This window comes from Agrococcus pavilionensis RW1 (assembly GCF_000400485.1).
Classification (GTDB): Bacteria; Actinomycetota; Actinomycetes; order Actinomycetales; family Microbacteriaceae; genus Agrococcus; species Agrococcus pavilionensis.
The window spans coordinates 13,135-38,890 of record NZ_ASHR01000037.1; the positions used below are offsets into that span (position 1 = coordinate 13,135).

Consider the following 25,756-nt stretch of genomic DNA (forward strand, 5'->3'; position numbering starts at 1 on the left):
CGGAGCTCAGAGGAACGCGAGCTCCTTGAGCTTCGCCTCGACCTCGTCGTTCGTCGGCTCGACCTGGTGCGAGCCGTCGGGGAAGACGACGACCGGGATCTGCATGCGGCCCGAGATGCGCTGCGCCTCGCGCGTCGCCGACTCGTCCTCCTCGAGGTCGATGTAGTCGAACGGGACCTCGAGGCCCTCGAGCTGCTGCTTCGTGCGCCGGCAGTCTCGGCACCAGTCGGCGCCGTAGACCCGGATCGTCGTCGTGTCGGTCATGAGCCCACGGTACGCGGGCGGCGCTCGCTTCCGCCACGCACGAGCGTCGCGACGATGCGCCAGCCGACCAGGAGCGCGAGCAGCGCGAGGGTCGCGACGACGACGAACGGGAGGGCCGTGCCCTGCCCGCTCACCGTGCGCAGCAGCATCCCGCCGACGACCGTCACGAGCCACACCGGCACGCCGGTGCGGAGCGGCGCGGCGGGCCGCCGCCACGCCCCCGACGCGAGCCAGCCGACGAGGAGCGCCGCGAGGAAGGGCCACGCCGTCGTCGCGAGCCCGATGCCGCCCTCGCCGAGCACGCCGGTGCCGCCGTCGTGGTGGCTCGCGCGGCCGATCGCGGCGAAGGCGACGACGAGCGCGGCGTCGAGCGCGAGCGCGAGGACGGCGGATGCGCGAGGTCGCGGTGCACGGGCAGGGCGGGAGGGCATCGCTCCACGCTAGCCCGCGGCGCTCCGCATCGCGCCGCGCGGGCTCTGGCATGCTCGCTCCATGGAGCAGACCGCCACCACCGCACTCGACGTCGACGCGCTGCGCGCGCGGTTCCCGTCGCTCGCCTCGGGCATCGCCCACTTCGACGGGCCGGGCGGCACGCAGACGCCCGCCGAGGTCGGCGAGGCGATCGCGCGCAGCCTCACGGGGCCGCTCTCGAACCGCGGCTCGAGCGTCGCGAGCGAGCGGAACGCCGATGCGGCGGTCGCAGCCTTCCGCGCCGCCTACTCCGACCTGCTCGCTGCCGACCCGCGCGGCATCGTCTACGGGCGGAGCGCGACGCAGCTCACCTACGACTTCTCGCGCACTCTCGCGAAGCAGTGGTCGGCCGGCGACGAGCTCGTCGTCACGCAGCTCGACCACGACGCGAACGTGCGGCCGTGGCTGCAGATCGCCGAGCGCGTCGGCATGGCGGTGCGGTGGCTGCGGCTCGACCCCGCCACGGGGCAGCTGCGGCTCGACGAGCTCGACGAGGTCGTCACCGAGCGCACCCGCCTCGTCGCCGTGACCGGCGCATCCAACCTCATCGGCTCGAAGCCCGACCTGCCTCGCATCGCGGCCCGCGCGCACGAGGTCGGCGCGCTCGTGCACGTCGACGGCGTGCACCTCGCCGCGCACGACGCGATCGACGTCGCCGCGCTCGGCGCCGACCTCTTCGTCTGCTCGCCCTACAAGTTCTTCGGCCCGCACTGCGCCGTGCTCGCCGCCTCGCCGGGGCTGCTCGAGTCGCTGCACCCCGACAAGCTGCTGCCCTCGACGAACGCCGTGCCCGAGCGCTTCGAGCTCGGCACGCTGCCCTACGAGCTCATGGCGGGCGCGACCGCCGCCGTCGACGTGATCGCCAGCATCGCCGGCCGCGAGGGCGACCGGCGCGAGCGGCTCCTCGCGGCCAACGCGCTCATCGAGCACCACGAGCGGCGCCTGCGCGAGCGCATCGAGTCGCACGTGCGGTCGTACGACGGGCGGCTGACACTGCACTCGGTCGCCGAGGACCGCACCTCGACGCTCTTCGTCACCTTCCGCGACCGCGATCCGTTCGCCGTCGCCCGCGAGCTCGCCGGGCGCGACGTGCTCGCGCCCGCGGGCACCTTCTACGCGCACGAGCCGTTCCTCGCGCTCGGCACCGGGGTCGCGGCGGGCCTGCGGATGGGGCTCGCGCCCTACAACCACGACGCCGACGTCGACCGGCTGCTCGAGGGGCTCGACGCCGCGCTCGCGTGACGGGCGGCGGGGGATAGCCCTCTGGCCCTCGCGCCGCGCGCGTGCCTACGCTGAGCGCGGCCCGGATGCGGGCCCGAAGTGAAGGAGCGCCCGTGACCGACACCGCCAGCACCGCGCCCGCGCCCGCGCCGAAGCTGCCGCCGCGCTGGTTCGTGCGCTCCGCGTGGGTCGTGCACCGCGCGCTCTACCGCGCCACGGGCGGGCGCTTCGGCCTCGCGCGGCCGAGGCCGGGGAGGTTCGGCATGCTGCGCCTGCACACGATCGGCCGCCGCTCGGGCGAGCCCCGCATCGCGATCGTCTCCTACTACGAGGAGGGCGACCGGCTCGTGACGATGGCGATGAACGGCTGGGCCGACGCGCACCCGGCCTGGCTCCACAACCTGCGTGCGCAGCCCGACGCATCCGTCGACCTGCCCGACGGGCTGCGGCTCGTGCGGGCGCGCGAGGCGACCGGCGTCGAGCGCGAGCGGCTGCTCGCGGGCTTCGACGCCTTCCACGAGGGCCCGGCGATGGCGGAGTACGAGGCGGCGCGCCGGCGCGCGACGCCCGTGATCGTGCTCGAGCCGCGCGACCGCTGACGTCCCGGCGCTAGGGCTCGAAGGCGAGGATGCGGTCGTCGCCCTCCGAGGGCCGGCCGCGGCCGTCGGTGCTGCCGGTGAGCGCCCAGACCGAGCCGTCCGGCGCGGCCGCGACGTCGCGCAACCGCCCGTGCTCGCCCTGCCAGTGCACGCTCGAGCTCGCGAGGTCGTCGAGCGGCACGCGGCGCAGCGACTGCCCGCGCAGGTTCGCGATCCAGAGCGCCTCGCCCGCGACGGCGATCCCGCTCGGGCTCGCCTCCGCCGGCGGCCACTGCTGCACGGGGTCGACGAAGCGCCGATCGCCCGCCGCGCCCTCGACGAGCGGCCAACCGTAGTTCGCTCCCGCCTCGATGACGTTGAGCTCGTCCCACGTGTCCTGGCCGAACTCGGTCGCGAGCAGCGTGCCGTCGTCGCTCCACGCGAGCCCCTGCGGGTTGCGGTGGCCGAGCGTGTAGACCGGCGAGCCCGGGGTGGGGTTGTCGGCCGGCACCGAGCCGTCGGGCTCGAGCCTGAGGATCTTCCCCGCGAGGCTCGCGGGATCCTGCGATCGCGCCGGCACGCCCGCGTCGCCCGTCGTGGCGTAGAGCATCCCGTCGGGCCCGAACGCGATGCGACCGCCGTTGTGGTTGCCGGCCGCGGGGATGCCGGCGAGCAGCTCCTCGGGCTCGCCGAGCGTCCGCTCGCCGGGGGAGCCCTCGAGCGACGCGCGCAGGATCGCGTTGCCGTCGGCCCTCGTCGCGTACCAGTAGAGGCGCCCGTCGCGCACGGCGATGCCGAGCAGCCCGCCCTCGCCGCGCGGCACGACGCCGTCGATGGCGGCGACCGCAGCGGTGCCGCCGCCCGGCAGCACCTCGACGACGCGAGCCGTGTCGCGCTCGCTCACGAGCGCGCCGCCACCGGGCAGGAGCGCGATGGACCACGGGCTCTCGAGCTCGGTCGCGAGCGTCTCCGGTGACTCGAGCGTGCCGGTGCGCGGGGAGGGCGAGGCGGATGCGTCGGGTGAGCCGGGCGAGCCGCTCGGGGCCGGGTCGGTGCTCGCGGCGGGCCGCTCAGCGGTCGGCTCCCCGGGCCCGCACGCGGCGAGCGCGAGGACGAGCGCGAGCGCGACGGGCGGCGCGGCGACACGGCGGCGACGGCGGGGGCTCATGCTGCGGCTCCGGCCATGCTCGCCTCCCTCCCGGGGTGCGCTCAGCATACGCGCGGGCGGGATATACGGTGGCGATCATGAGCACGCCTGCGGCAGGCTTCGCGCTCGACGCGAGCGCCGACGTCGATGCGCGGCCGAGGCTGCCGTGGCCCGCGTGGATCGCCGCCGGGGTGCTCATCTTCCTCGCCGCGGCAGCGGGCGTGCTGTTCGCGCCCGCGGGCACGACGGTCGCCGTCTGGTGGCCGGCGGCCGGGCTCTCGGTCGCCTTCGCGCTCCTGCAGCCGCCGCGCCGCATCTGGATGGTGCTCGTGCTCGTGCTCGTCGCGACCACGGTGGCGAACCTCGCGGGCGGACGCACGATCCTGCAGGCGCTCGGCTTCGGGGCGGCCAACGCCGCCGAGGTCGCGGTCGTCGTGGCGCTGCTCGGCTGGGGGCGCGAGCACTTCCAGCTCTCATCGCTGCGCGCCGGCCTGCGGTTCGCGATCGCCATCAGCGCCGGCTCCCTCGCGGCGGGCCTCATCGCAGCGGTCTCGGTCACCGTGCTCGAGCGGGGCGCCTTCTGGCCGACGATCGTGCTCGTGGCGGCGTCGCACGCGGCGGCGGTCGCGATGATCGCGCCCTTCGCCGCGCTGCCGCCGCGCGTGCGCGTGCGCGCGAACACCGTCGAGATGCTCGCGCAGTCGCTCGTGCTCGTGCTCGTGCTCGCGCTCGTCTTCCAGCTCGACTCGAGCCTGCCGCTCTCGTTCGCGCCCTACCCGGTGCTCGCGTGGGCGGCGTTCCGCTTCCCCATCCGCGTCGTGCTCGTGCAGTCGCTCCTCGCGTCGCTCGCGATGCTCGTGCTCACGCTCGCGGGTCGTGGACCCTTCGCGTCGGCCGCCCTCGACGTCACCGAGCAGGCGGCGGTGCTCGAGGTCTACCTGCTGACGATCGCGGGCTTCGCGCTCGTCATCTCGGCCGCGCAGTACGAGCTGCGCGCCGTCTGGCGCCGGCTCGACGCGTCGGCGCGGCTGCTGACCGGCAGCGTCGTCGAGTCGCGCCTCGGCCTCGTGCTGTGGCGCCCGGGCCGCGACGCCGCCCGGCTCGTGTGGGCGAACCCCGCGGCGAGGGCCATGCTCGACGCGGAGCTCGACGGCGACGACTGGTCGGGGCCGATCGCCTCGGCGGCGGCCGCGGCGCTGCGCTCGGGTCGCACGGCGACCGCGACGACCGCCGCCGGGCGCACGCTCACGGTCGAGGCGAACCCGATCCACGGCGGGGACGACCGCGTCGCGGTGCAGCTGCTCGACGTGACCGAGGTGCTGCGGGCGCGCCAGGTCGAGGTCGAGGCGGCGGTCGAGCGCGAGGCGGCGCGCTCGATCCGCGCGGAGCTCGAGCGGCAGCGCGACGACTTCCTCGCCACCACGAGCCACGAGCTGCGCACGCCCATCACGAGCGTCGTCGGCTACGCGGAGCTGCTCGCCGAGTCGAGCGGGCTCGGTGCCTCGGAGCGGAAGTGGGTCAGCGTCATCGAGCGGAACGCCGAGCGGCTCTCCGAGCTCGTCGAGGACCTGCTGACCCTCAGCGGCGGCGCGACCTCGACGCCGCGACCGAAGGAGCCCGAGCGCATCGACTGCCGAGCGCTGCTCGACGACGCGGCCGCGAGCCTCGCGCCGATCGCGGAGCGCAAGGCGGTCGAGGTGCTCGTCGACGCCGACGGCAGCGTCGCGCTCGGCTCCCGCAGCGACGCGGGCCGCGCGGTGTCGAATCTGCTGACGAACGCCATCAAGTTCACGCCCGCGGGCGGCACCGTGCGGCTCGCGGCCGCCCGCGACGGCGACGCGGTGCGCATCCGCGTCGCCGACACGGGGCCCGGCATGAGCGACGACGAGCTCGCGCACGCGTTCGACCGGTTCTACCGAGCACCGGGCGCCGTGCGCGACAACGTGCCCGGCACCGGGCTCGGCCTCGCGATCGTCGCCGAGCTCGCCCGTCGCAACGGCGGCTCGATCGAGCTGCGCCGCGGCGACGAAGGCGGGCTCAGCGCCGAGCTGCGGCTACCGGCCGTGCCGACGCCGAGCGGCTGAGCGCGCGCTCGAGGTCGTCGATGAGGTCGGCCGGGTCCTCGAGCCCGATCGACAGGCGCAGCACCCCGGCGTGCGGCTTCGCCTCCGCGGCGACCGGTCGGTGCGTGAGCGACGCGGGGTGCTGGATGAGGGAGTCGACGCTGCCGAGCGAGACCGCGTGCGTGAACAGCACGACCGACTCCGCGAGCGCGGCGGCGCGCTCGGACGAGCCGACGTCGACCGCGATCATCGAGCCCGGCCCCGCCATCTGCCGGCCCGGGCCCACGAGGCCGGCCGGGTCGCATCCGTCGAGCCCCGGGTAGCGCACCTCGAGCACGCCGTCCATCGCCTCGAGGGCGCGCGCGACGACCTCGGCGCCCGCCTGCTGGGCGCGCACGCGCAGCGGCAGCGTCTGGAGCCCGCGGTGCATGAGGTACGCGGCGAGCGGATGCGCGAGGGCGCCCGTGATGGCGCGGACGGGCCGGAGGGCCTGGGCCCACTCGGCGTCGCACGCGACGACGCCCCCGACGACGTCGCCGTGGCCGCCGATGTACTTCGTCGCCGAGTGCAGCGAGAGGGCGGCGCCGTGTGCGAGCGGGCGCTGCAGCACGGGCGTCGCGAAGGTGTTGTCGACGAGCACGGGCGCGGCGCCCGCGGCGGCGACGAGTGCCGAGAGGTCGACGAGCTCGAGCGTCGGGTTCGCGGGCGTCTCGACGATCACGAGGCCCGTGTCGGGGCGGCACGCGCGCTCGACGGCCTCGACCGAGTCGACGAAGGTCGTCTCGGTGCCGAGCAGTCCCGTCGCGAGCAGGTGGTCGGTGCCGCCGTAGAGGGGGCGGAGCGCCACGACGTGGCTGCCGCGCCGCTCGCGCGCGGCCATGAGCACGGCGGTCACCGCCGCCATGCCGGAGGCGAAGGCGACGGCGCGCTCGGCGCCCTCGAGCTGCGCGAGCGCCTCCTCGAAGCGAGCGACCGTCGGGTTCCAGAGCCGCTGGTAGACGGCCGAGCCGTCGCCGACGTCGCCGCCGGTCGCGAGCCGCTCGTAGGCGTCGCCGCCCGTGAGGACGTCGGGGAGCGGGTTGGTCGAGGAGAGGTCGATGGGGATCGCGTGCACGCCGAGCGACCGCAGATCGTCGCGGCCGGCATGCACCGCGAGCGAATCGGGTCGGAGGCGAGCGTCATTGCTCGTCGTCATGCATCCGATCATGCCTCAAGTGTCGAGTGATGGATGCCTCCCGCGCGGCCGGGCGGGCGGCGCGCGCTCGCCGATGGCAGGATCGAGAGCCGTGACCCTGCTCGCCCAGCCCCTCCGCATCGGCGCCTTCGACGCTCCCAACCGCATCATGCAGGCTGCGCACTCGAAGCAGTACTCCGACCGAGTGGAGTCGGATCGCGAGACGGCCTACTTCGTGCGCCGCGCGCGCGGCGGCTGCGGGCTCTTCGTCGCCGGCAACCACCTCGTGCACCCGAGCGCGTCGACGCGCGGGTTCCAGGACGCCTGGCGGCCGGAGGCGGTCGACGCGAACCGCCGCATGACCGACGCGATCCACGAGGCGGGCGCTCGCGTGCTCGTGCAGCTCAACCACCACGGCGCGCAGGCCTCGCCCGAGGGGCCGGCGGGGCCGCGCGCGGTGCTCGCGCCGAGCCGCATCCTCTCGCCCTCGACGGGCGTCGCGACCGCGGCGGCGAGCCGGCGCGACATCGCGGCGCTCGTGGAGGCGTGGGCCGACTCGGCCGAGCGCGCGCGGCTCGGCGGCTTCGACGGCGTCGAGGTGCACATGGCGCACGGCTACCTCCTGCACCAGTTCCTCACGCCGCTCACGAATCGCCGCACCGACGCCTACGGCGGCGACCTCGAGGGCCGCTCGCGCTTCCCGCGCGAGGTGCTGCGCGCCGTGCGGGCGCGCGTCGGCGACGACTTCACCGTCGGCATCCGCATCGTGCTCGACGAGCACCACGAGGGCGGGCTCGACGCCGCGGCGATGCGCGAGGTCGTCGCCGCGCTCCGCGCTGAGGCGCGGATCGACTTCCTCGACACCGCGGCCGGGAGCTACCACGACGTCCACTGGGTCTTCCCGTCGTCGGCGATGCCCGTCGCGTGGCTCCGCGACGACGTCGCGGCGCTCAAGGCCGCGAACCCCGACATCCCGGTCTTCGGCGTCGGGGCGGCGCTGCGCGTCGAGGAGGCGGAGGAGGTGCTCGCGAGCGGCATCGCCGACATGGTCGCGCTCACGCGCGGCCAGCTCGCCGACCCCGATCTCGCCCGGAAGCTCCTGACGGGGGCGACCGAGGGCATCCGGCACTGCATCCGCTTGAACCAGGGCTGCCTCGGGCGCGGCAGCCAGGGGCTGCCGGTCTCGTGCACGGTCAACCCCGAGGCCGGGCGCGAGCTCGAGCCGGCGCCCGCGGCGGCCGCGACGCCGAGGCGATGGGCGGTCGTCGGCGGCGGCCCCGCGGGCCTCCGCGCCGCGCTCGACCTCGCCCGGCTCGGGCACGCCGTCACGCTGCTCGAGCGCGAGCACGAGCTCGGCGGCCAGCTGCGGCGCGCCGCTCGCGTGCCCGGCCGCTCCTCCGTCGCGCTGCTCGTCGCCGACCTCGAGCGCGACGCGCGCGCGGCGGGCGTCGAGCTGCGGCTCGGCACGCCGGCCACGGCGGCGGTGCTCCGTGCCCTCGGTGCCGACGCGGTCGTGCTCGCGACCGGCGCGGCGCCGCCCGCGCGCACCGCGCTCGCCGTCGAGGAGGGCTTCGAGGGGGAGCGGCCCGCGACGATCGACGCGTGGCGCGCGATGGACGATCCCGCCGCGCTCGGCGAGCGCGTGCTCGTCGTCGACGACGACGGCACGGCGCGCGCGTCGGGCGTGCTGCTCGCGCTCGCGGCGAGCGGCGCGGCGATCGAGGTCGTGACGCCGTTCGAGCGGCTGCTGCCGCACGTCGGCACCGGCTACGAGCGGCAGCTCGTGCTGCGCTCGCTCGCCGCCGGCGGCGTCGTGCGGCGCACCGCGGCGCGCGTGCGCCTCGATGGCGGCCGGGCGTGGGCGGTCGACGTGCTCACGGGCGAGGCGACGCGGCTCGCCGACCCGACGGCGATCGTCGCGCTCACGCCGCCGGAGGCCCTCGGCCTCGATGGGCACGACGCCGAGGGGCTCGAGGCCGCGCTCGGCGTGCCCGTGCTCGCGATCGGCGACGCGCGGGCACCGCGCGGCATCGACGCCGCGATCGCCGAGGCCTGGCAGCTCGCGCGCGACGCCGCGGCCTGACGGACCCTGGCGCCCGCCGCCCGCCTGCGGCATGCTGACTCCACGCGGCCGCGCGGCCGCAGTGAGGAGCCGAGATGGCAACCCTGCTCAACCCCTACCTCGCGTTCGGGCGCGAGGCTCGCGAGGCGATGAACTTCTACCACGGCGTGTTCGGCGGCGACCTCGTCGTCAGCACGTTCGGCGAGAGCGGCATGGCCGACGACCCGGGCGACGCCGACCTCGTCATGCACGCCCAGCTCACGACCGCCGACGGCCACACGATCATGGCGAGCGACACCCCGCGCGGCATGGAGCAGCCGACCGGGCGCCAGCAGGTCTCGCTCTCGGGCGACGACGACGCGACCCTCTCGCGCTACTGGGAGAGCCTCAGCGACGGCGCCACGGTGCTCGAGCCGCTCGTCGCGGCGCCGTGGGGCGACAGGTTCGGCATGCTCGTCGACCGCTGGGGCGTGCTCTGGATGGTCAACATCGCGCCCGGCGCGGGCCGAGGGGCGGATGTGTCGTCGGCGATCGACGACGACGGCGTCGCGACCGCGGGCGGGCACCAGGACACCGCCGAGCAGTGGCACTCGGAGGGCGCGACGCCCGAGCCGAGCTCCGGGCACGAGAACACCGCCGATCAGTGGCCGGCGGACGAGCAGCGGGATCCCGGCGCGCAGCGCTGAACCGCGAGCGCCGGCGCCGGGATCCGGTCGCCGGCGCTCGCGCTCGCGATGGGCGACCGCTAGGCGGGGCCGCCCGAGACGGTGTCCTCCTCCGTCTCCGGGTTGTGGTGGTCGGGCTCGGGGCGCTCGGCGCCCTCGCGCGGCTCCTCCACCTCGTCGGGCTGCTGGCCATGCTGCTGCTCGGTCACGATGCCTCCTGTCGTCGTGTCCCCGTCCTACCGCGCCGACCTGAGAGCCGCGCGCCCGCGCCCGCGCCCGCGTATCCTGGTCGTACCCCGACCTGCGAAGGAGCAGCACCATGCCCGAGACGATCATCGCCGGATACGCGCGCACGCCGTTCGCCAAGTTCCTCGGCCAGCTCGCCCAGTCGAAGTCGACCGAGCTCGGTGCTCACGCCGCCCGCCACGCGCTCGAGCGCGCCGGGGTCGCCCCGGGCGAGGTCGACGCGGTCGTCGTGGGCCAGGTGCTGCAGGCGACGGTCGGCCAGAACCCGCCGCGCCAGACCGCCGTCGCCGCCGGCGTGCCGATGTCGGTGCCCGCGCTCGGCATCAGCGCCGTGTGCCTTTCGGGTGCCGAGGCGATCGTGACGGGCCACCGCATGATCCAGCTCGGCGAGGCCGACGTCGTGCTCGCCGTCGGCCAGGAGTCGATGTCGCTCGCGCCCCACGCGGCGCCCATGCGCGCCGGGGCGAAGTTCGGCGACACGAGCCTCATCGACACGATGCAGTTCGACGGGCTCACGGATGCGTTCGACCGCGTCGCGATGGGAGCGTCGACCGACGAGCACAACGGCCGCTTCGAGATCACGCGCGAGCAGCAGGACGAGTTCGCGGCGGCTTCGCACGCGCGCCTCGCGCGAGCGCAGGCCGACGGCACGCTCGACGGCGAGATCGTGCCGTTCGAGGCGAAGGCCGGCCGGAAGACCGTCACGGTCTCGGCCGACGACGGCCTGCGCGCCGACACGACGGTCGAGTCGCTCGCGTCGCTCCGCCCCGCCTTCACGCCCGACGGCACGGTCACCGCCGGCAACGCATCCCAGATCACCGACGGCGCGGCCGCGGTCGTGCTCGTCTCGGACGCGTACGCGAAGCAGCAGGGCCTCACGGGCCTCGCGCGCATCGTCTCGACCGGCTTCGTCGCCGGCCCCGACGTCTCGCTGCACTCGCAGCCCGCCGACGCGATCGAGCAGGCGCTCGAGCGCGCGGGCCGCGCGACGACCGACCTGCAGGCGGTCGAGATCAACGAGGCGTTCGCCGCGGTCGGCGTCGCCTCGACGCGCCAGCTCGGCGTCGACCCGGAGATCGTGAACGCGAACGGCGGCGCGATCGCGCTCGGGCACCCGATCGGCGCGTCGGGCGCGCGCATCGTCGGCCACCTCGCGCGCCGGCTGCAGCAGCTCGGCACCGGCTCGCTCGGCGCGGCCGGCATCTGCGGCGGCGGCGGCCAGGGCACGGGCCTCGTGCTCGAGGCGATCTAGCGGCACCCGCCGGAAGGGCGCGGCCGAGGACGCAGCGCGTAGGCTGGATCGATGCGCCTCTCCGTGCTCGACCTCGCCCCGATCAACCCCGGAGAGACGGCGGGCGAGAGCCTGCAGGGCTCCGTGCTGCTCGCCCAGGCGGCCGAGCGCCTCGGCTTCGCGCGCGTCTGGTACGCCGAGCACCACAACATGGCGACGATCGCGTCGAGCGCGACGAGCGTGCTCATCGCCCATGTCGCCGCGCACACGTCGACGATCCGGCTCGGCGCGGGCGGCGTCATGCTGCCCAACCACTCGCCGCTCGTGATCGCCGAGCAGTTCGGCACGCTCGCCGAGCTGCACCCCGGCCGCATCGACCTCGGCCTCGGCCGCGCGCCGGGCACCGATCAGCGCACGTGGACGGCGCTGCGCCGCGACATCCGCGCGTCCGACCGCTTCCCCGAGGACGTCGTCGAGCTGCAGGGCTACCTGCGCGGCGAGCCGACCGTGCCGGGCATCAAGGCGGTGCCGGGCCACGGCACCGACGTGCCGCTCACGATCCTCGGCTCGTCGCTCTTCGGCGCGCAGCTCGCGGCCGCGCTCGGCCTGCCCTACGCGTTCGCGTCGCACTTCGCGCCGGATGCGCTGCACCAGGCCGTCGCCGTCTACCGCGAGCGGTTCCAGCCCTCCGCGCAGCTCGCGGAGCCCTTCGTCATCGCGGGCATCAACGCGGTCGTCGCGCCCTCGCGCGCCGAGGCGCTCGAGATGCAGCGCGAGGTCGCCCGGGCTCGCGTGCGCGGCCTGCTGCTGCGCGACAGCCCGATCGCGCAGCAGGTCGGCGACGACGAGCTCGACGCGCTCGCCGCGAGCCCGCAGGCCGCGCCGGTGCAGAAGATGCTGCAGCACACCGCGCTCGGCACGGGCGAGGAGGCGGTGACGACCCTGCGCCGGTTCCTCGTCGAGGCCGACGCCGACGAGCTCATCATGGCGGTGCACGGCACGACCGCGGAGCGCGTGCGCGCGCTCGAGCTCATCGAGGGCGCGGGCGGCCTCGCCGACGCCGCTCCGCCCACAGCGTGAGCCCCGCGTAGGCGGCTCCCGCGGGCGCGAGCACTCGGAGCGATCTCAGCGCGAGCGGAGGGCGAGGCGCGCGACGGTCGCGGCGGCCGCCTCGACGAGGCTCGCGGCGTCGCGCTGCAGCTCGTCGAGGGTCGCGGGGCCCGGCGCGATCGAGAGCGCCGGCACGCCCATCGCCGCGGCCGCCTCGGCGTCGACCGAGCCGGCGATCACGGCGAGCGGCGCGCCCGCGCGAGCGGCGGCAGCGTGCACGACCGAGACGACCTTGCCGAGCGCCGACTGGCCGTCGAAGCGGCCCTCGCCCGTGAGCACGAGGTCGGCGCCCGCGACCGCGGCATCGAGGCCCGCGAGCTCGGCGAACCACGCGCCGCCCGCGACGATCTCGCCGCCCGTGAGCGCGCGCAGCACGCTCGCGACGCCGCCCGCCGCACCGGCGCCCGGCACGTCGGCGATCGCGGCGGCCTCCACGCCGAGCGCAGCCGCCGCGACCCGGGCGAAGTGCTCGAGCGCGGCGTCGAGCACCGCGACGTCGTCGGGGCTCGCGCCCTTCTGCGGCCCGAAGACGGAGGCCGCGCCCGCGGGGCCCGCGAGCGGCGCGTCGACGTCGGTGACGAAGCGCCAGCGCGCCGCGCGGGCCCGGGCGTCGAGGCCCGTCGCGTCGAGGTGCTCGAGCGAGCCGAGCCCGCCGCCGCCCGAGCGCACCGGCCGGCCCGACGCATCCAGCAGCTGCACCCCGAGCGCCGTGAGGAGCCCCGCGCCGCCGTCGGTCGTCGCCGAGCCGCCGAGCAGGAGCGTGAGCTCGTCGGCGCCGCGGTCGAGCGCGTCGAGCACGACCGCGCCGAGCCCGGCGGTCGAGGCGGCGAGCGGCTCGAGCGGCACGTCCTCGACCTGCGGCAGCCCCGCGGCCTGCGCGAGCTCGATGACCGCGTGCGAGCCCTCGAGCGCCCAGCGCGCGAGCGCCGGCCGGCCGAGCGCGTCGACCGTGGGCGTGGCGCGCTCCTCCCCGCCGCGCGCGAGCACGGCGTCGAGGCTGCCCTCGCCGCCGTCGGCCATCGGCAGGAGCGCGACGTCGGTGCCCGGCGCCGCGGCGCGGATGCCGCGCGCCGCCGCCTCGCACGCCTCGAGCGCCGTGAGGCTGCCCTTGAAGGCGTCGAACGCGACGACGACGCGGGTCATCGGGTGAGCCCGTAGCGCTCGGCGAAGCGACGGAGGATCGACTGCGGGTGCGAGACGCTCGCGGCGCGGCCCGCGGCGACGAGGTCCTCGACCTCGTCGGGGGAGAAGTAGCCGTGGTCGCGGTAGACGCGGATGCGCTGCTCGAGCCCGTCGGCGTCGAGCTCCGGGTGGAACTGCGTGCCGACGACGTGCTGCCCGACGCGCACCATGTGCACGCACGCGGCCGAGACGGCGAGCGTCGTCGCGCCCTCGGGCGCCTCGGCGATGCCCTCCTTGTGGCCGCCGAACGCCGTGAAGGCTCGCGGCAGCCCCTCCGTGAGCCAGTCGTCGCCGATGAGGCTCAGCTCGACCGGCGCGACCGACTCGGCGATGCCGCGCACCATGCGGCCGCCGAGCGCGTGCACGAGCGCGCCGAGCCCGAGGCACGCGCCGAGGTAGGGGATGTCGTCGCGGATGACGCGCTCGCCGAGGTGCGTGAGCCACGCGATCGTCTCGGCGTGGCCGGGCGGCCGGCGGTGCTCGTCGCTGAAGTTCGCGGGGCCGCCGCCGACGAGCACGGCGTCGACGTCGCGGAGCTCGAGCGCCGGGATCTCGCGGTCGAGCCGCACGCGCTGGATGCGCGCCTCGTCGAGCGCGCCGAAGCGCACCATCGCCTCGAGCTCGGCGTCGGCGACCTCGTCCTCGGGCCGCGACTGCACGACCATGATCCGGCGCATCACGCCGCCTCCGCCCTCGAGCCGTCCGCCGCCCACACGCCGCTCGAGCCGCGACGGTGCGAGCCGATGAGGTGCGTGTCGACGATGCCGACCGCCTCCATGAGCGCGAACATCGTCGTCGGTCCGACGTGCGCGAAGCCGCGCCGCTTGAGCTCCTTCGAGAGCGCGACCGACTCCGGGCTCGACGTCGGCACGTCGGCGAACGAGCGCGGCATCGGCGTCGACGCCGGCTGGAACGACCAGATGAGGGCCGCGAGCCCGCCGTCGTCCCGCAGCCGCACGGTCGCGCGCGCGTTCCCGATCGTGGCGTCGATCTTGCGCCGGTTGCGCACGATGCCCGCGTCACCCATGAGCCGGGCGACGTCGTCGTCGCCGAAGCGCGCCACCGCATCCGGATCGAAGCCAGCGAACGCCGCGCGGAACGCCGGCCGCTTGCGCAGGATCGTCGCCCACGACAGGCCCGACTGGAAGGCCTCGAGCGAGAGCCGCTCGAACAGGCCGCGCTCGTCGCGCACCGGCATGCCCCACTCGGTGTCGTAGTAGTCGCGCAGCAGCGGATCCGTCGCCGCCCACACGGGGCGGGCGAGGCCGTCGTCGCCCACGGTCAGGTGCATGCAGGCAAGGCTAGCCGCGCGCCTAGGCTGGATCGGTGCAGACGGATGCGGTGCGACGCGCCTGGCGCGAGGGAGTGAGCGTCGTCGTGGCCACGAGCGCCTACGGGCTCTCGTTCGGCGCGCTCTCGATCGCCTCGGGCCTCGACCTCTGGCAGACGATGGTGCTGAGCCTCGTGATGTTCTCGGGCGGCTCGCAGTTCGCGTTCATCGGGGTCGTCGCCGCGGGCGGCGGCATCGCCGGCGTCGCGAGCGCGGCGATGCTCGGGCTGCGCAACGCCCTCTACGGCATGAGCATGCGGCGCGTCGTGCAGCCGCGCGGGGCGCTGCTGCCGGTCGCGGCGCACGTCACGATCGACGAGTCGACCGCCGTCGCGCTCGCGCAGGACGAACCTCGCGCGCAGCGCACGGGGTTCTGGGTGACGGGCGTCGGCATCTGGATCGGCTGGAACCTCGCGACCCTCGCGGGAGCGCTGCTCGGCGACCTGCTGGGCGACCCGCGGCAGTGGGGGCTCGACGCGGCGGCCGCCGCCGCGTTCGTCGGGCTGCTCTGGCCGCGGCTCAAGGCGCGGCAGGCGGTCGCGGTCGCGGCGGTGAGCGCGGTGCTCGCCGCGGCGCTGCTGCCGGTGCTGCCGGCCGGCATGCCCGTCATCGTCGCCGCGGTCGTCGGCGTCGTCGTCGGCGTGACGAACTGGCTCGGGCCGCGGCACGAGTCGACGCTGCCCGGCCCGGGTCCGCGGGGGAGCGGGAAGGGGCAGCACTCGTGACGCTCTGGCACCTGCTGCTGCTCGCGAGCATCGCGGTGCTCGCGATCAAGCTGCTCGGCTACGCGGTGCCGCCGGCCGTCTTCGACAGCCCGCGGCCCCGGCGCACGCTCGAGCTGCTCACCGTCTCGCTGCTCGCGGGCCTCGTCGCGGTGCAGGCGCTCGGCGGCGACGGGGGCGTCGTGCTCGACGCGCGGATCCCCGCGGTGCTCGTCGCAGCGGGACTGTTCGCGGTGCGCGCGCCCTTCATCGTCGCGGTCGCCGCCGCGGCCGTCACGGCGGCGCTGCTGCGGGCGTTCGCGGGCTTCCCCTGACCGGCGCGCCGCGTCGGCGGCATTCGCTAGGGTGGCCTGTCGAGGCTCAGACGTTCAAGGTCTGGTTCAGCCTCCGGATCGCTATGCTGAACGGCACTTGAGACCCTGGCCAGCGATGGCCCATCCGCGTGGAGGAAGCGCATGACCGAGCACGACGGCCGCCAGCCCGGCCGCGACGGAGAGAGCACCCAGTCGTGGGGTGACGACTACCGCGCGCAGCTCGCGTCGATGCTGTCCGGCACCACGCCCGAGGACCGCGAGGCGGTCGCCTCGCTGCCGTCGGGGTCGGCCATCCTCGTCGTCCGCCGCGGGCCCAACGTCGGCGCCCGCTTCCTGCTCGACCAGGACTCGACGATCGCGGGCCGGCACCCCGACGCCGACATCTTCCTCGACGACGTCACCGTCTCGCGCCGGCACGCGGAGTTCGCCCGCTCCGGCACGACGTTCGAGCTGCGCGACCTCGGCTCGCTCAACGGCACGTACCACAACGGCGAGCGCGTCGAGCAGGCGGTGCTGCACGACGGCGCGGAGGTGCAGGTCGGCAAGTTCCGCCTCACCTTCTACCGCTCCCGCCTCGACCTCGAACCGCGGCAGTGAGCGCGCAGGCGGCGAGGAAGGCTGCCGCCCTCCTCTCGATCGGCCAGGTGCTCGCGAAGCTCGGTCCCGAGTTCCCCGACCTGTCGCCGTCGAAGCTGCGCTTCCTCGAGGACCAGGGACTCATCTCGCCGCAGCGCACGCCCTCGGGCTACCGCAAGTTCGACGCGGCCGACGTCGAGCGGCTCCGCTACATCCTCACGCTGCAGCGCGACCACTACCTGCCGCTCAAGGTCATCCTCAGCCACCTCGACGACATCGACGCGGGCCGATCGCCCCAGATCCCGGGCGCGAACGTGCGCCTCGAGGCGCCGTCGATCCTCGGCAGCGAGCGCCGGCTCTCGCGCAGCGAGCTGCAGGCGGAGGCGGGCGCCTCGAAGCAGCTGCTCGCCGACGCGATCTCGGCGCAGCTGCTGCCGGGCGCCGAGCCGTTCGGCGAGGCGGCGGTGCAAGCGCTCCGCTCGCTCGTCGAGCTGCAGCGCTTCGGCATCGAGCCGCGCCACCTGCGCGGCATGCGGCAGTCGGCGCAGCGCGAGGCCGCGCTCATCGAGTCGGCGCTCAAGCCGATGCGCGGCCGCCGCGAGACCGGCAGCCAGGCGAAGGCGGCCGAGACCGCGCGCGACCTCGCCGGGCAGATCCAGGCCGTGCGCGACCTGCTCACGCGCGACGCGCTCGGCGAGTGAGCGCCCGCGCGTCCCGGCCGCGCGTCGGCGGCAGGGCGTAGACTCGACCCGACACGCCGCGCCGGTCGCAGGTTCCGCCGGGTCGGGGCGGCGGGTCGATACGGTGGGCGACAACACTCAACCTCACCTTGAAGGTTGGGGCTCAGCTCTTCGGAAGGGAACGGCGATGCGCGACGGCACCCGGGATGCAGACCAGGGCGGCACCACCCGCATCGACGCGGGCCTGCTCTTCACCGACGGGCTGCCGCAGGAGCACGACGCGGTCGGCTACAAGGGCTCGATCGCGGCCGACGCCGCCGGCATCACCTACCGCCAGCTCGACTACTGGGCGCGCACCGGGCTCGTCGAGCCGTCGATCCGGCCCGCGCACGGCTCGGGCAGCCAGCGCCTCTACTCGTTCCGCGACATCCTCGTGCTCAAGCTCGTGAAGCGCCTGCTCGACACCGGCATCTCGCTGCAGCAGATCCGCGTCGCGATGCAGCAGCTCCACGACGCGGGCGTGCGCGATCTCACGCAGACGACGCTCATCTCCGACGGTGCGAGCGTCTACCTCTGCACCTCGCACGACGAGGTCATCGACCTCCTGAGCAACGGCCAGGGCGTGTTCGGCATCGCCGTCGGCCGCGTGCTGCGCGAGGTCGAGTCGCAGCTCATCGAGCTCGAGGGCACGCCCGTCGACGAGCGCCCCGTCGACGAGCTCGCCGCGCGCCGCGCGCGCCGCAGCCGCACCGCCTGACCCGCCCCGCGCATCCGCCCACTCCCGCGCTCGAGTGGCGCCTCCCGCACGTGAGTGGCGCCTCCCGCACGTGAGTGGCGCCTCCCGCACGTGAGTGGCGCCTCCCGCAGGTGAGTGGCGCCTCCCGCCCCCGAGTGGCGCCTCCCGCCCCCGAGTGGCGCCTCCCGCAGGTGAGTGGCGCCTCCCGCGGGTGAGTGGCGCCTCCCGCGGGTGAGTGGCGCTTCGCCCCTCGAGCGGTCAGCCCCGCGAGTGCGGACGCGACCACGCAGCGAAGGGGGAACGCGAGAGCGCCCGCACCGAAGGAGGTGCGGGCGCTCGCAGCGGGACTACTGCTGCTTGTCGGCGGCGGGGGAGGAGTCGGCGTCCGCCTCGGCAGCCGCCGCCTCCTCGAGCTGCGCGGCGGCCGTCGCGTCGACGGCTGCCGTCGGCGCGGGCACCTTGCGGCCCGAGGCCGCCTCGTCGCCAGCTCGGCCCGAAGCCGTCAGCACGAGCTGCAGCAGCTCGTCGAACTGCAGCGCCATCTCCTGCGCGCCCTCGCCGGGCCACACGTGCAGCGGCCGGGCCGCGCCCTGGGCCTGCTGCATCGAGGTGCGCTCGGGCAGCACCGTGTCGAGCACGAGCGGGCCGAACATGTCCTTGAGCTCCTGGATGCGGTACTGGTGCTCGAGGGACTGCGGGCGCGCGCGGTTCACGACGATGCCGAGCGGCTGGAGGCGCGGGCTGAGGCCGCGGCGGATCTCCTCGATCGCGCGCAGCGCGCGGTCGGCGGCAGCGACCGAGAACAGGCCGGGCTCGGTCACGACGAGCACGCGGTCGGACGCCGCCCACGCGGTGCGCGTGAGGGCGTTGAGCGACGGCGCGCAGTCGACGAGCACGAGGTCGTAGTCGTTCTCGACCGTCGTGAGCGCCGTCTCGAGCTTCCAGATGTCCTTGATCGTCGGGTGCGGCCCGTCGAAGTTGATCGCCGAGGGCGAGCCGATCAGCACGTCGATCGTGCCGCCGTGGCCCTGCGTCCAGCCCGAGGGCGAGATGGCCTGCTGGACGACCTTGTCCTTCGGGTTCGCGAGCACGTCGGCGACGTTGAGCCGGCCCTCGATCTCGATGTCCATGCCCGTCGAGGCGTCGGACTGGGGGTCGAGGTCGACCACGAGCGTGCGGAGGCCCTTGGCGAAGGCGGCGGAGGCGAGGCCGAGCGTCACCGTGGTCTTGCCGACACCGCCTTTGAGCGAGCTGATCGAGAGTACGTGCACGGCGCCCAAGCCTAGCCCCACTACATTGAGAAGCCCGCGCCGCCGCACCCTGGAGGGTTCCTCTATGTTCTCGAAGCTCCTCGTCGCCAATCGTGGCGAGATCGCCATCCGGGCGTTCCGCGCGGCCAACGAGCTCGGCATCCGCACCGTCGCCGTCTACGCGCACGAGGACCGCAACTCCCTCCACTGCCAGAAGGCCGACGAGGCCTACCAGATCGGCGAGCCGGGCCGCCCGGTGCGCGCCTACCTCACGGTGAGCGAGATCATCCGCGTCGCGAAGGACGCCGGCGCCGACGCCATCTACCCCGGCTACGGCTTCCTGAGCGAGAACCCCGAGCTCGCGACCGCCGCCGCCGAGGCCGGCATCACCTTCGTCGGCCCCGGCCCCTCGGTGCTCGCGATGGCCGGCAACAAGGTCACGGCCAAGGAGCACGCGATCGCGGCCGGCGTGCCCGTGCTGCGCTCGACGCCCGCGACGACCGACATCGAGGCGCTCATCGCGGGCGCCGACGAGATCGGCTTCCCCGTCTTCGCGAAGGCGGTCGCGGGCGGCGGCGGTCGGGGGATGCGGCTGGTCAAGCGCCGCGAGGACCTCCGGGAGGCGCTCGAGGGCGCGATGCGCGAGGCCGACAGCGCGTTCGGCGACCCGACGATGTTCATCGAGCAGGCGGTCGTGCGCCCCCGCCACATCGAGGTGCAGATCCTCGCCGACGCGGCAGGCGAGACCGTGCACCTGTTCGAGCGCGACTGCTCGGTGCAGCGCCGCCACCAGAAGGTCGTCGAGCTCGCCCCGGCGCCGAACCTCTCGCAGGAGCAGCGCGATGCGCTCTACCGCGACGCGGTCGCGTTCGCCCGCTCGATCGGCTACGTCAACGCCGGCACCGTCGAGTTCCTGCTCGACACCGCGGGGGAGCGCGCGGGCCAGCACGTCTTCATCGAGATGAACCCGCGCATCCAGGTCGAGCACACCGTGACGGAGGAGATCACCGACGTCGACCTCGTCGCGAGCCAGATCCGCATCGCGGCCGGCGAGACGCTCGAGCAGCTCGGCCTCACGCAGGACCGCATCGAGATGCACGGCGCCGCGCTGCAGTGCCGCGTCACGACCGAGAACCCCGCCGACGGCTTCCGCCCCGACACGGGCCGCATCACCGCCTACCGCTCGCCGGGCGGCGCGGGCGTGCGCCTCGACGGCGGCACCATCAACCCCGGCACCGAGGTGAGCCCGCACTTCGACTCGATGCTCGCGAAGGTCACGTGCCGCGGCCGCGATCTCGACACCGCGATCCGCCGCGCCCACCGCGCGGTGAGCGAGTTCCGCATCCGCGGCGTCGCCTCGAACATCCCGTTCCTGCTCAACCTGCTCGACGACGAGGAGTTCCGCGCCGGCGACGTCTCGACGAGCTTCATCGACGAGCACCCCGAGCTCACGCGCATCAACCCCCCGAAGGACCGCGCCTCGAAGGTGCTCGCGTGGCTCGCCGACGTCACCGTCAACCAGCCCAACGGCGCCGCCGACGGCGTCATCAACCCCGCGATCAAGCTGCCGGACTGCGACCTCGAGACCGAGGCGCCCGCGGGCGAGCGGCAGCGGCTGCAGGAGCTCGGCCCCGAGGGCTGGGCGCAGGCGCTCCGCGACCGCACGTCGCTCGCCGTCACCGAGACGACCTTCCGCGACGCGCACCAGTCGCTGCTCGCGACGCGCGTGCGCACCGCCGACCTCGTCGCGATCGCGCCGCACGTCGCGCGCATGACGCCGCAGCTGCTCTCGATGGAGGCGTGGGGCGGGGCGACCTACGACGTCGCGCTGCGCTTCCTCGGCGAGGACCCGTGGGAGCGGCTCGCGCGGCTGCGCGAGGCGATGCCCAACATCCCGCTGCAGATGCTGCTGCGCGGCCGCAACACCGTCGGCTACACGCCCTACCCGACCGAGGTGACGAGCGCGTTCGTCGAGGAGGCGGCCGCCACGGGCATCGACGTCTTCCGCATCTTCGACGCCCTCAACGACGTCGACCAGATGCGCCCCGCGATCGACGCGGTGCGGGAGACCGGCACCGCGGTCGCCGAGGTCGCGCTGTGCTACTCGGGCGACCTGCTGAACCCCGACGAGGACCTCTACACGCTCGACTACTACCTGCGGCTCGCCGAGCGCATCGTCGACGCGGGTGCGCACGTGCTCGCGATCAAGGACATGGCGGGGCTGCTGCGCGCCGGCGCAGCGTCGAAGCTCGTCGCGGCGCTGCGCGAGCGCTTCGCGCTGCCGGTGCACCTGCACACGCACGACACCGCGGGCGGCCAGCTCGCGACGCTGCTCGCCGCCTCGGCGGTCGGCGTCGACGCCGTCGACGTCGCGAGCGCGCCGATGGCCGGCACGACGAGCCAGCCCTCGCTCTCGGCGCTCGTCGCCGCCATCGCGCACACCGAGCGCGACACGGGTCTCTCGCTCCAGGCCGTGAGCGACCTCGAGCCCTACTGGGAGGCCGTGCGCCGCCTCTACAAGCCGTTCGAGTCGGGGCTGCCCGGCCCCACCGGCCGCGTCTACCACCACGAGATCCCCGGCGGGCAGCTCTCCAACCTCCGCCAGCAGGCGATCGCCCTCGGCCTCGCCGACGACTTCGAGCGCATCGAGGACTGGTACGCCGAAGCGAGCCGCATCCTCGGCCGCCCGACGAAGGTCACGCCCTCGTCGAAGGTCGTCGGCGACCTCGCGCTCCAGCTCGTCGCGCAGGGCGTCGACCCCGAGGAGTTCGAGCGCGACCCGCGCCGGTTCGACATCCCCGACTCCGTCATCGGCTTCATGGCCGGCGAGCTCGGCGACCTGCCGGGCGGCTGGCCCGAGCCCTTCCGCTCGAAGGTGCTCGAGGGCCGCGACGTCGACATCTCGGTGAAGCCGCTCGCGCCCGAGCAGGCCGCGCGCCTCGCCGAGCCGGGTGCCGATCGCCGAGATGCGCTCAACGAGCTGCTCTTCGCCGGCCCGACGAAGGCCTTCAAGGAGACGCGCGAGCAGTACGGCGACCTCTCGGTCGTCGACACGATCGACTTCCTCTACGGCATGCAGCACGGCGAGGAGCACCACGTCGGCATCGGCCGCGGCGTCACGCTCAACGTCTCGCTCGAGGCGGTCGGCGAGGCCGACGACGACGGCATCGTCACCGTCATGACGGTGCTCAACGGCCAGCTGCGCCCCGTCTACGTGCGCGACCGCTCGGTCAAGGTCGACAAGGCGAAGGCGGAGAAGGCGGATGCGTCCGTGCCGGGCCAGGTCGCGGCTCCCTTCGCGGGGGCGGTCACCGTCAAGGTCGCCGCGGGCGATCAGCTCGCGGCCGGCGACCCCGTCGCGACGATCGAGGCGATGAAGATGGAGGCGGCGATCACGACCCCGGTCGCCGGCACCGTCGAGCGGCTCGCGCTCTCCGGCACGACGCCCGTCGAGGCGGGCGACCTCATCGCGGTGGTGCGGCCGGCGTGAGCGTCCGAGAGATCCGAGTCTTCGGCGACCCGGTGCTGCGCGAGCGCGCCGAGCCCGTCGACCCCGCCGACCCCGCGACGGCCGCGCTCGTGCAGGACCTGCTCGACACCGTGCGGCTGCCGGGTCGCGCCGGGGTCGCCGCCAACCAGATCGGCGTCGCGAAGGCGGCGTTCGCCTACCTCGTCGACGACGAGCTCGGCTACGTGCTCAACCCGCGCATCGACGAGGTGCGCGGCGAGCCGCAGCTCGTCGACGAGGGATGCCTCTCGGTGCCCGACCTCGGCTTCCCGACCCCGCGGCACCCGTTCTGCCGCGTGATCGGCGTCGACCTCGACGGGCGCGACGTCGTGCTCGAGGGGGAGGGCCTCATGGCGCAGATGCTGCAGCACGAGATGGGGCACCTCGACGGGCGGCTCTACCTCCAGTCGCTCGAGAAGGAGACGCGCGCGGTCGCGATGCACGCGGTGCGCCAGGCCGACTGGTTCTGACACGACGAAGGGGGCCCCGCGGGGCCCCCTTCGCGCTGCGGCTCACTCGCCGACGTCGTGCGCCTTCGAGTCGGCGGCGTAGATGTCGTCGATCTCTGCCTGGAAGTCCTTCAGGATGTTGTGGCGCTTGATCGACATCTTGGGCGTCAGGTGACCGTTCGCCTCGATGAACTCCACGGGGACGATCGCGAACTTGCGCACCGACTCGGCGCGCGAGACGAGCCGGTTGGCGCGCTGGATCGCGGAGCGCACCTCCTCGATGACCGCGGGGTGCTGCGCCGCCTGCTCGAGCGAGAGCGACTTGTCGTGCCCGTTGTTCTCGAGCCACGTGGGCAGCATCTCGCCGTCGAGCGTGATGAGGGCGGCGATGAAGGGCCGTTGGTCACCGACGACGACCGGCTGGCCGATGATCGTGTTCGAGCGGATGGGGTCCTCGAGCATGTTGGGCGCGACGTTCTTGCCCGCAGCCGTGACGAGGATCTCCTTCTTGCGACCCGTGATCGTCAGGTAGCCCTCGCTGTCGAGCGACCCGATGTCGCCCGTGTGGAACCAGCCGTCCTCGGTGAACGCATCCTTCGTGGCCTGCTCGTTCTTCCAGTAGCCCGCGAACACGGCGACGCCCTTGCCGAGCACCTCGCCGTCCTCGGCGATGCGCACGCCGTTGCCGGGCAGCGCCGGACCGACGGTGCCGATCTTGAAGCGGTCGGGCACGTTGACCGTGAGCGGCGCGGTCGTCTCGGTCAGGCCGTAGCCCTCGAGGATGCGGATGCCGAGCGAGCGGTAGAAGTGCGCGAGGAAGGTCGACAGCGGCGCCGAGCCGGACACGGCGTACTTCACCTGCCCGCCCATCGCGACCTTGAGCTTGTTGAGCACGAGGCGCTCGAGCACCTTGAAGCGCAGCTTGAGGCCGAGCGGCACGTGCCCCTCGTCGAGCGCCTTCGAGTGCGCGACGGCGGCGTGCGCCGCGGCGCGGAAGATCTTGCCCTTGCCGCCCGCCTCGGCCTTCTGCTCGCTCGCGTTGTAGACCTTCTCGAACACGCGCGGCACGGCGAGGAAGAAGGTCGGCTTGAAGCTGCCGAGCGACGCGAGCAGCTTCTTCGTGTCGGCCTGGTGGCCGACGCGGACGCCCGCCGAGATCGCGAGCACCGAGATGAAGCGGGCGAAGACGTGCGCCTGCGTGACGAACAGCAGGGTCGACGAGCCCGGCCCGACGACGTCGGCCATCACGGCGGCGGCGTTGCGGCACAGCTCGACGAAGTTCGAGTGCGTGAGCATCGTGCCCTTGGGGCGACCGGTCGAGCCCGAGGTGTAGATGAGGGTCGCGAGGTCGCTGCCGACCGCGAGCGAGCGACGGCGCTCGATCTCGCCGTCGGCGACGTCCTTGCCCTGCTCGACGAGCCGGTCGAGGTCGCCGCGGTCGATGCGCCAGACGTCGGCGACGGCGGGGAGGTCGCCGTGCGCCTCGTCGAAGCGCGAGACGAGGTCGGCATCCTCGAGGATGACGCGCGTCGCGCCGCTGTCGGAGAGGATCCACTGGATCTGCGAGGGCGCCGAGGTCTCGTAGACCGGCACCATGCGCGCACCGGCGTACCAGAGCGCGAAGTCGACGAGCGAGAACTCGTAGCGCACCCTGCACATGAAGCCGACGAAGTCGCCCGGCTGCACGCCGGCGGCGACGAAGCCCTTCGCGAGCGCGATGACCTGGCGGTGGAACTCCCGCGTCGTCACCTCGCGCCAGCCCTCGCCCTCGGGGATCGCGAAGAGAGAGCTGTCGGGAGTGCGGCGGAGGGTCTCCTCGAGGAGGTCGGTGACGTTGGCGTCGGGGTCGGCTGGGACGACCGGGGGCATGACGCCGTCAGGGACGGTGATCTGGGGCACTGGGACTCCTTCGGCTCTCGTGCGTTCTCCTCATCATATTGCGGCGGTCTCGCGCCGGCCCGCGGCGCGCATGTCCCTGCGGCCCGGCAGCCTGCCCTAGGCTCGCGTCCTGGAGGTGCGATGTTCTACTGGCTGCTGCGGCACTGGGTCGTCGGCCCGTTCATGACGCGGGTGTTCCGCCCCTGGGTCTCCGGGCTCGAGAACATCCCCGCCTCGGGCGGCGCCATCATCGCGGGCAACCACCTCTCGGTCATCGACTCGTTCCTCATGCCGCTCGTGCTCGACCGGCGCGTCTACTTCCTCGCGAAGTCGGACTACTTCAACGGCAAGGGACTCAAGGGCCGGCTCGTCCGCTGGTTCTTCCTCGGCGTGGGGCAGCTGCCGATGGATCGCTCTGGCGGCGAGAAGAGCTCGCAGAGCCTCGGCGCCGCGCTCGAGAAGCTGCAGGACGGGCAGCTCGTCGGCATCTACCCCGAGGGCACGCGCAGTCCCGACGGCAAGCTCTATCGCGGCCGCACGGGCGTCGCGCGCATGGTGCTCGATGCGCGGGTGCCGGTCATCCCGTGCGTCATGGTCGACACCGAGAAGATCATGCCGATCGGCAAGCGGCTGCCGCGCGTGGGCCGCATCGGCATCGTCTTCGGCGAGCCGCTCGACTTCTCGCGCTACTACAACCTCGAGGGCGACCGCTTCGTGCTGCGGTCGATCACCGACGAGATCATGGTGACCCTCAACCGCATCTCCGACCAGGAGTACGTCGACATGTACGCCTCGAGCGTCAAGTCGCGCATCGACGCGGAGCGGCGCGCACCCGCCGCCGCGCCCATCGCGGACCCCGCGGCTCGGTAGACTCGAGCGGTGGCGCACTCGGCGCCGCG

Annotated in this window: 25 protein-coding genes; 15 read left to right on the forward strand and 10 right to left on the reverse strand. The window is 74.4% G+C overall.

All coding sequences use genetic code 11. From position 1 onward, the window contains the following. Positions 1–6 precede the first annotated feature (6 nt). Both L332_RS27670 and L332_RS27675 read right to left on the reverse strand, forming a co-directional pair. Positions 7–264, reverse strand: a complete 258-nt coding sequence (locus L332_RS27670) for a glutaredoxin family protein (protein ID WP_021065126.1) — start codon at positions 262–264, stop codon at positions 7–9. Continuing rightward, on the reverse strand, positions 261–695 hold the full coding sequence (locus L332_RS27675; protein ID WP_021065127.1) for a DUF3054 domain-containing protein: 435 nt from the start codon (positions 693–695) through the stop codon (positions 261–263). The genes L332_RS27670 and L332_RS27675 overlap by 4 nt, the downstream gene beginning before the upstream one ends. A 61-nt stretch (positions 696–756) precedes the next feature. Here L332_RS27675 and L332_RS27680 point away from each other — a divergent pair, with 61 nt between their 5' ends. Next, the gene (locus tag L332_RS27680; protein ID WP_021011606.1) at positions 757–1,977 is read left to right on the forward strand and encodes a cysteine desulfurase-like protein; all 1,221 of its coding nucleotides are present in this window, start codon (positions 757–759) and stop codon (positions 1,975–1,977) included. A gap of 92 nt (positions 1,978–2,069) precedes the next feature. Next, on the forward strand, positions 2,070–2,555 hold the full coding sequence (locus L332_RS27685; RefSeq protein ID WP_021011607.1) for a nitroreductase/quinone reductase family protein: 486 nt from the start codon (positions 2,070–2,072) through the stop codon (positions 2,553–2,555). Positions 2,556–2,565: 10 nt separating this feature from the next. On the opposite strand, the gene L332_RS27690 is transcribed toward L332_RS27685, so the two are convergent. Beyond that, on the reverse strand, positions 2,566–3,702 hold the full coding sequence (locus tag L332_RS27690; protein ID WP_021011608.1) for a PQQ-dependent sugar dehydrogenase: 1,137 nt from the start codon (positions 3,700–3,702) through the stop codon (positions 2,566–2,568). 77 nt (positions 3,703–3,779) lie between these two features. Here L332_RS27690 and L332_RS29635 point away from each other — a divergent pair, with 77 nt between their 5' ends. Further along, complete coding sequence (locus tag L332_RS29635) at positions 3,780–5,765, forward strand: sensor histidine kinase (protein WP_144061109.1); 1,986 nt, start codon at positions 3,780–3,782, stop codon at positions 5,763–5,765. Here the strand turns inward: L332_RS29635 and L332_RS27695 are convergent. After that, positions 5,719–6,939: a trans-sulfuration enzyme family protein gene (locus L332_RS27695; RefSeq protein WP_021011610.1), complete on the reverse strand. Its 1,221-nt coding sequence runs from the start codon at positions 6,937–6,939 to the stop codon at positions 5,719–5,721. The two genes, L332_RS29635 and L332_RS27695, sit on opposite strands and share 47 nt — an antisense overlap. A 91-nt stretch (positions 6,940–7,030) precedes the next feature. On the opposite strand from L332_RS27695, the gene L332_RS27700 reads away from it, so the two are divergent. Together L332_RS27700 and L332_RS0115755 are read left to right on the forward strand one after the other, a co-directional pair. Then, positions 7,031–9,001 (forward strand): FAD-dependent oxidoreductase, encoded by a 1,971-nt coding sequence (locus L332_RS27700; protein ID WP_021011611.1) that lies wholly within the window; start codon positions 7,031–7,033, stop codon positions 8,999–9,001. Between the two features lie 74 nt (positions 9,002–9,075). Next, entirely contained in the window at positions 9,076–9,666 is a 591-nt protein-coding gene (locus L332_RS0115755) for a VOC family protein (protein ID WP_021011612.1), read from the forward strand. 59 nt (positions 9,667–9,725) lie between these two features. On the opposite strand, the gene L332_RS30900 is transcribed toward L332_RS0115755, so the two are convergent. Continuing rightward, positions 9,726–9,854 (reverse strand): hypothetical protein, encoded by a 129-nt coding sequence (locus L332_RS30900; RefSeq protein ID WP_021011613.1) that lies wholly within the window; start codon positions 9,852–9,854, stop codon positions 9,726–9,728. Between the two features lie 110 nt (positions 9,855–9,964). On the opposite strand from L332_RS30900, the gene L332_RS27705 reads away from it, so the two are divergent. Both L332_RS27705 and L332_RS27710 read left to right on the forward strand, forming a co-directional pair. Further along, positions 9,965–11,143, forward strand: a complete 1,179-nt coding sequence (locus tag L332_RS27705; protein WP_021011614.1) for an acetyl-CoA C-acyltransferase — start codon at positions 9,965–9,967, stop codon at positions 11,141–11,143. Between the two features lie 51 nt (positions 11,144–11,194). After that, a complete protein-coding gene (locus L332_RS27710; RefSeq protein WP_021011615.1) occupies positions 11,195–12,202 on the forward strand; it encodes an LLM class flavin-dependent oxidoreductase in 1,008 nt (335 codons plus the stop codon). 45 nt (positions 12,203–12,247) lie between these two features. Here L332_RS27710 and L332_RS27715 read toward each other — a convergent pair whose 3' ends face one another. Genes L332_RS27715 through L332_RS27725 form a run of 3 tightly spaced genes read right to left on the reverse strand, consistent with a single transcriptional unit; the run spans position 12,248 to position 14,705 of the window. Next, entirely contained in the window at positions 12,248–13,375 is a 1,128-nt protein-coding gene (locus tag L332_RS27715) for a glycerate kinase (protein ID WP_021011616.1), read from the reverse strand. After that, the gene (locus tag L332_RS27720) at positions 13,372–14,091 is read right to left on the reverse strand and encodes a glutamine amidotransferase-related protein (protein ID WP_031224320.1); all 720 of its coding nucleotides are present in this window, start codon (positions 14,089–14,091) and stop codon (positions 13,372–13,374) included. The genes L332_RS27715 and L332_RS27720 overlap by 4 nt, the downstream gene beginning before the upstream one ends. Beyond that, a complete protein-coding gene (locus tag L332_RS27725) occupies positions 14,091–14,705 on the reverse strand; it encodes a DNA-3-methyladenine glycosylase I (protein WP_021011618.1) in 615 nt (204 codons plus the stop codon). Before L332_RS27725 ends, L332_RS27720 begins: the two co-directional genes overlap by 1 nt. A 35-nt stretch (positions 14,706–14,740) precedes the next feature. Between L332_RS27725 and L332_RS27730 the strand changes: the two genes are divergently transcribed. The 5 genes from L332_RS27730 (at position 14,741) to L332_RS27750 (ending at position 17,793) form a co-directional block, all read left to right on the forward strand. Continuing rightward, the gene (locus tag L332_RS27730) at positions 14,741–15,469 is read left to right on the forward strand and encodes an AzlC family ABC transporter permease (RefSeq protein WP_021011619.1); all 729 of its coding nucleotides are present in this window, start codon (positions 14,741–14,743) and stop codon (positions 15,467–15,469) included. Beyond that, positions 15,466–15,780, forward strand: a complete 315-nt coding sequence (locus L332_RS27735; protein ID WP_021011620.1) for an AzlD domain-containing protein — start codon at positions 15,466–15,468, stop codon at positions 15,778–15,780. Before L332_RS27730 ends, L332_RS27735 begins: the two co-directional genes overlap by 4 nt. 141 nt (positions 15,781–15,921) lie before the next feature. Further along, a complete protein-coding gene (locus L332_RS30815) occupies positions 15,922–16,377 on the forward strand; it encodes an FHA domain-containing protein (protein WP_021011621.1) in 456 nt (151 codons plus the stop codon). Then, entirely contained in the window at positions 16,374–17,057 is a 684-nt protein-coding gene (gene ftsR / locus L332_RS30820) for a transcriptional regulator FtsR (protein ID WP_021011622.1), read from the forward strand. The genes L332_RS30815 and ftsR overlap by 4 nt, the downstream gene beginning before the upstream one ends. Positions 17,058–17,223: 166 nt before the next feature. Next, positions 17,224–17,793, forward strand: coding sequence for a MerR family transcriptional regulator (locus L332_RS27750; RefSeq protein WP_021065128.1), 570 nt, complete (start codon positions 17,224–17,226; stop codon positions 17,791–17,793). 326 nt (positions 17,794–18,119) lie between these two features. On the opposite strand, the gene L332_RS27755 is transcribed toward L332_RS27750, so the two are convergent. Then, positions 18,120–19,043, reverse strand: coding sequence for a ParA family protein (locus L332_RS27755; protein ID WP_021011624.1), 924 nt, complete (start codon positions 19,041–19,043; stop codon positions 18,120–18,122). A gap of 64 nt (positions 19,044–19,107) precedes the next feature. Between L332_RS27755 and L332_RS27760 the strand changes: the two genes are divergently transcribed. Next, positions 19,108–22,512, forward strand: coding sequence for a pyruvate carboxylase (locus L332_RS27760; protein ID WP_021011625.1), 3,405 nt, complete (start codon positions 19,108–19,110; stop codon positions 22,510–22,512). Then, positions 22,509–23,000 (forward strand): peptide deformylase, encoded by a 492-nt coding sequence (locus L332_RS27765; protein WP_021011626.1) that lies wholly within the window; start codon positions 22,509–22,511, stop codon positions 22,998–23,000. Before L332_RS27760 ends, L332_RS27765 begins: the two co-directional genes overlap by 4 nt. A 42-nt stretch (positions 23,001–23,042) precedes the next feature. Here L332_RS27765 and L332_RS27770 read toward each other — a convergent pair whose 3' ends face one another. Next, the gene (locus L332_RS27770) at positions 23,043–24,848 is read right to left on the reverse strand and encodes an AMP-dependent synthetase/ligase (RefSeq protein WP_021011627.1); all 1,806 of its coding nucleotides are present in this window, start codon (positions 24,846–24,848) and stop codon (positions 23,043–23,045) included. A gap of 150 nt (positions 24,849–24,998) precedes the next feature. On the opposite strand from L332_RS27770, the gene L332_RS27775 reads away from it, so the two are divergent. Next, positions 24,999–25,727 (forward strand): lysophospholipid acyltransferase family protein, encoded by a 729-nt coding sequence (locus tag L332_RS27775; RefSeq protein WP_021065130.1) that lies wholly within the window; start codon positions 24,999–25,001, stop codon positions 25,725–25,727. The last annotated feature ends 29 nt before the right edge of the window (positions 25,728–25,756 follow it).

What these genes read in the sequence shown, in the direction of transcription:
- L332_RS27690 (WP_021011608.1), bottom strand. Translation starts at nt 3,702, where the DNA reads ATGAGCCCCCGCCGTCGCCGCCGTGTCGCCGCGCCGCCCGTCGCGCTC.
- L332_RS27695 (WP_021011610.1), bottom strand. Translation starts at nt 6,939, where the DNA reads ATGACGACGAGCAATGACGCTCGCCTCCGACCCGATTCGCTCGCGGTG.
- L332_RS27725 (WP_021011618.1), bottom strand. Translation starts at nt 14,705, where the DNA reads ATGCACCTGACCGTGGGCGACGACGGCCTCGCCCGCCCCGTGTGGGCG.
- L332_RS30815 (WP_021011621.1), top strand. Translation starts at nt 15,922, where the DNA reads ATGACCGAGCACGACGGCCGCCAGCCCGGCCGCGACGGAGAGAGCACC.
- L332_RS27750 (WP_021065128.1), top strand. Translation starts at nt 17,224, where the DNA reads ATGCGCGACGGCACCCGGGATGCAGACCAGGGCGGCACCACCCGCATC.
- L332_RS27670 (WP_021065126.1), bottom strand. Translation starts at nt 264, where the DNA reads ATGACCGACACGACGACGATCCGGGTCTACGGCGCCGACTGGTGCCGA.
- L332_RS27775 (WP_021065130.1), top strand. Translation starts at nt 24,999, where the DNA reads ATGTTCTACTGGCTGCTGCGGCACTGGGTCGTCGGCCCGTTCATGACG.
- L332_RS27705 (WP_021011614.1), top strand. Translation starts at nt 9,965, where the DNA reads ATGCCCGAGACGATCATCGCCGGATACGCGCGCACGCCGTTCGCCAAG.
- L332_RS0115755 (WP_021011612.1), top strand. Translation starts at nt 9,076, where the DNA reads ATGGCAACCCTGCTCAACCCCTACCTCGCGTTCGGGCGCGAGGCTCGC.
- L332_RS27720 (WP_031224320.1), bottom strand. Translation starts at nt 14,091, where the DNA reads ATGCGCCGGATCATGGTCGTGCAGTCGCGGCCCGAGGACGAGGTCGCC.
- L332_RS29635 (WP_144061109.1), top strand. Translation starts at nt 3,780, where the DNA reads ATGAGCACGCCTGCGGCAGGCTTCGCGCTCGACGCGAGCGCCGACGTC.
- L332_RS27675 (WP_021065127.1), bottom strand. Translation starts at nt 695, where the DNA reads ATGCCCTCCCGCCCTGCCCGTGCACCGCGACCTCGCGCATCCGCCGTC.
- L332_RS27715 (WP_021011616.1), bottom strand. Translation starts at nt 13,375, where the DNA reads ATGACCCGCGTCGTCGTCGCGTTCGACGCCTTCAAGGGCAGCCTCACG.
- L332_RS27770 (WP_021011627.1), bottom strand. Translation starts at nt 24,848, where the DNA reads ATGCCCCCGGTCGTCCCAGCCGACCCCGACGCCAACGTCACCGACCTC.
- L332_RS27680 (WP_021011606.1), top strand. Translation starts at nt 757, where the DNA reads ATGGAGCAGACCGCCACCACCGCACTCGACGTCGACGCGCTGCGCGCG.
- L332_RS27760 (WP_021011625.1), top strand. Translation starts at nt 19,108, where the DNA reads ATGTTCTCGAAGCTCCTCGTCGCCAATCGTGGCGAGATCGCCATCCGG.
- L332_RS27710 (WP_021011615.1), top strand. Translation starts at nt 11,195, where the DNA reads ATGCGCCTCTCCGTGCTCGACCTCGCCCCGATCAACCCCGGAGAGACG.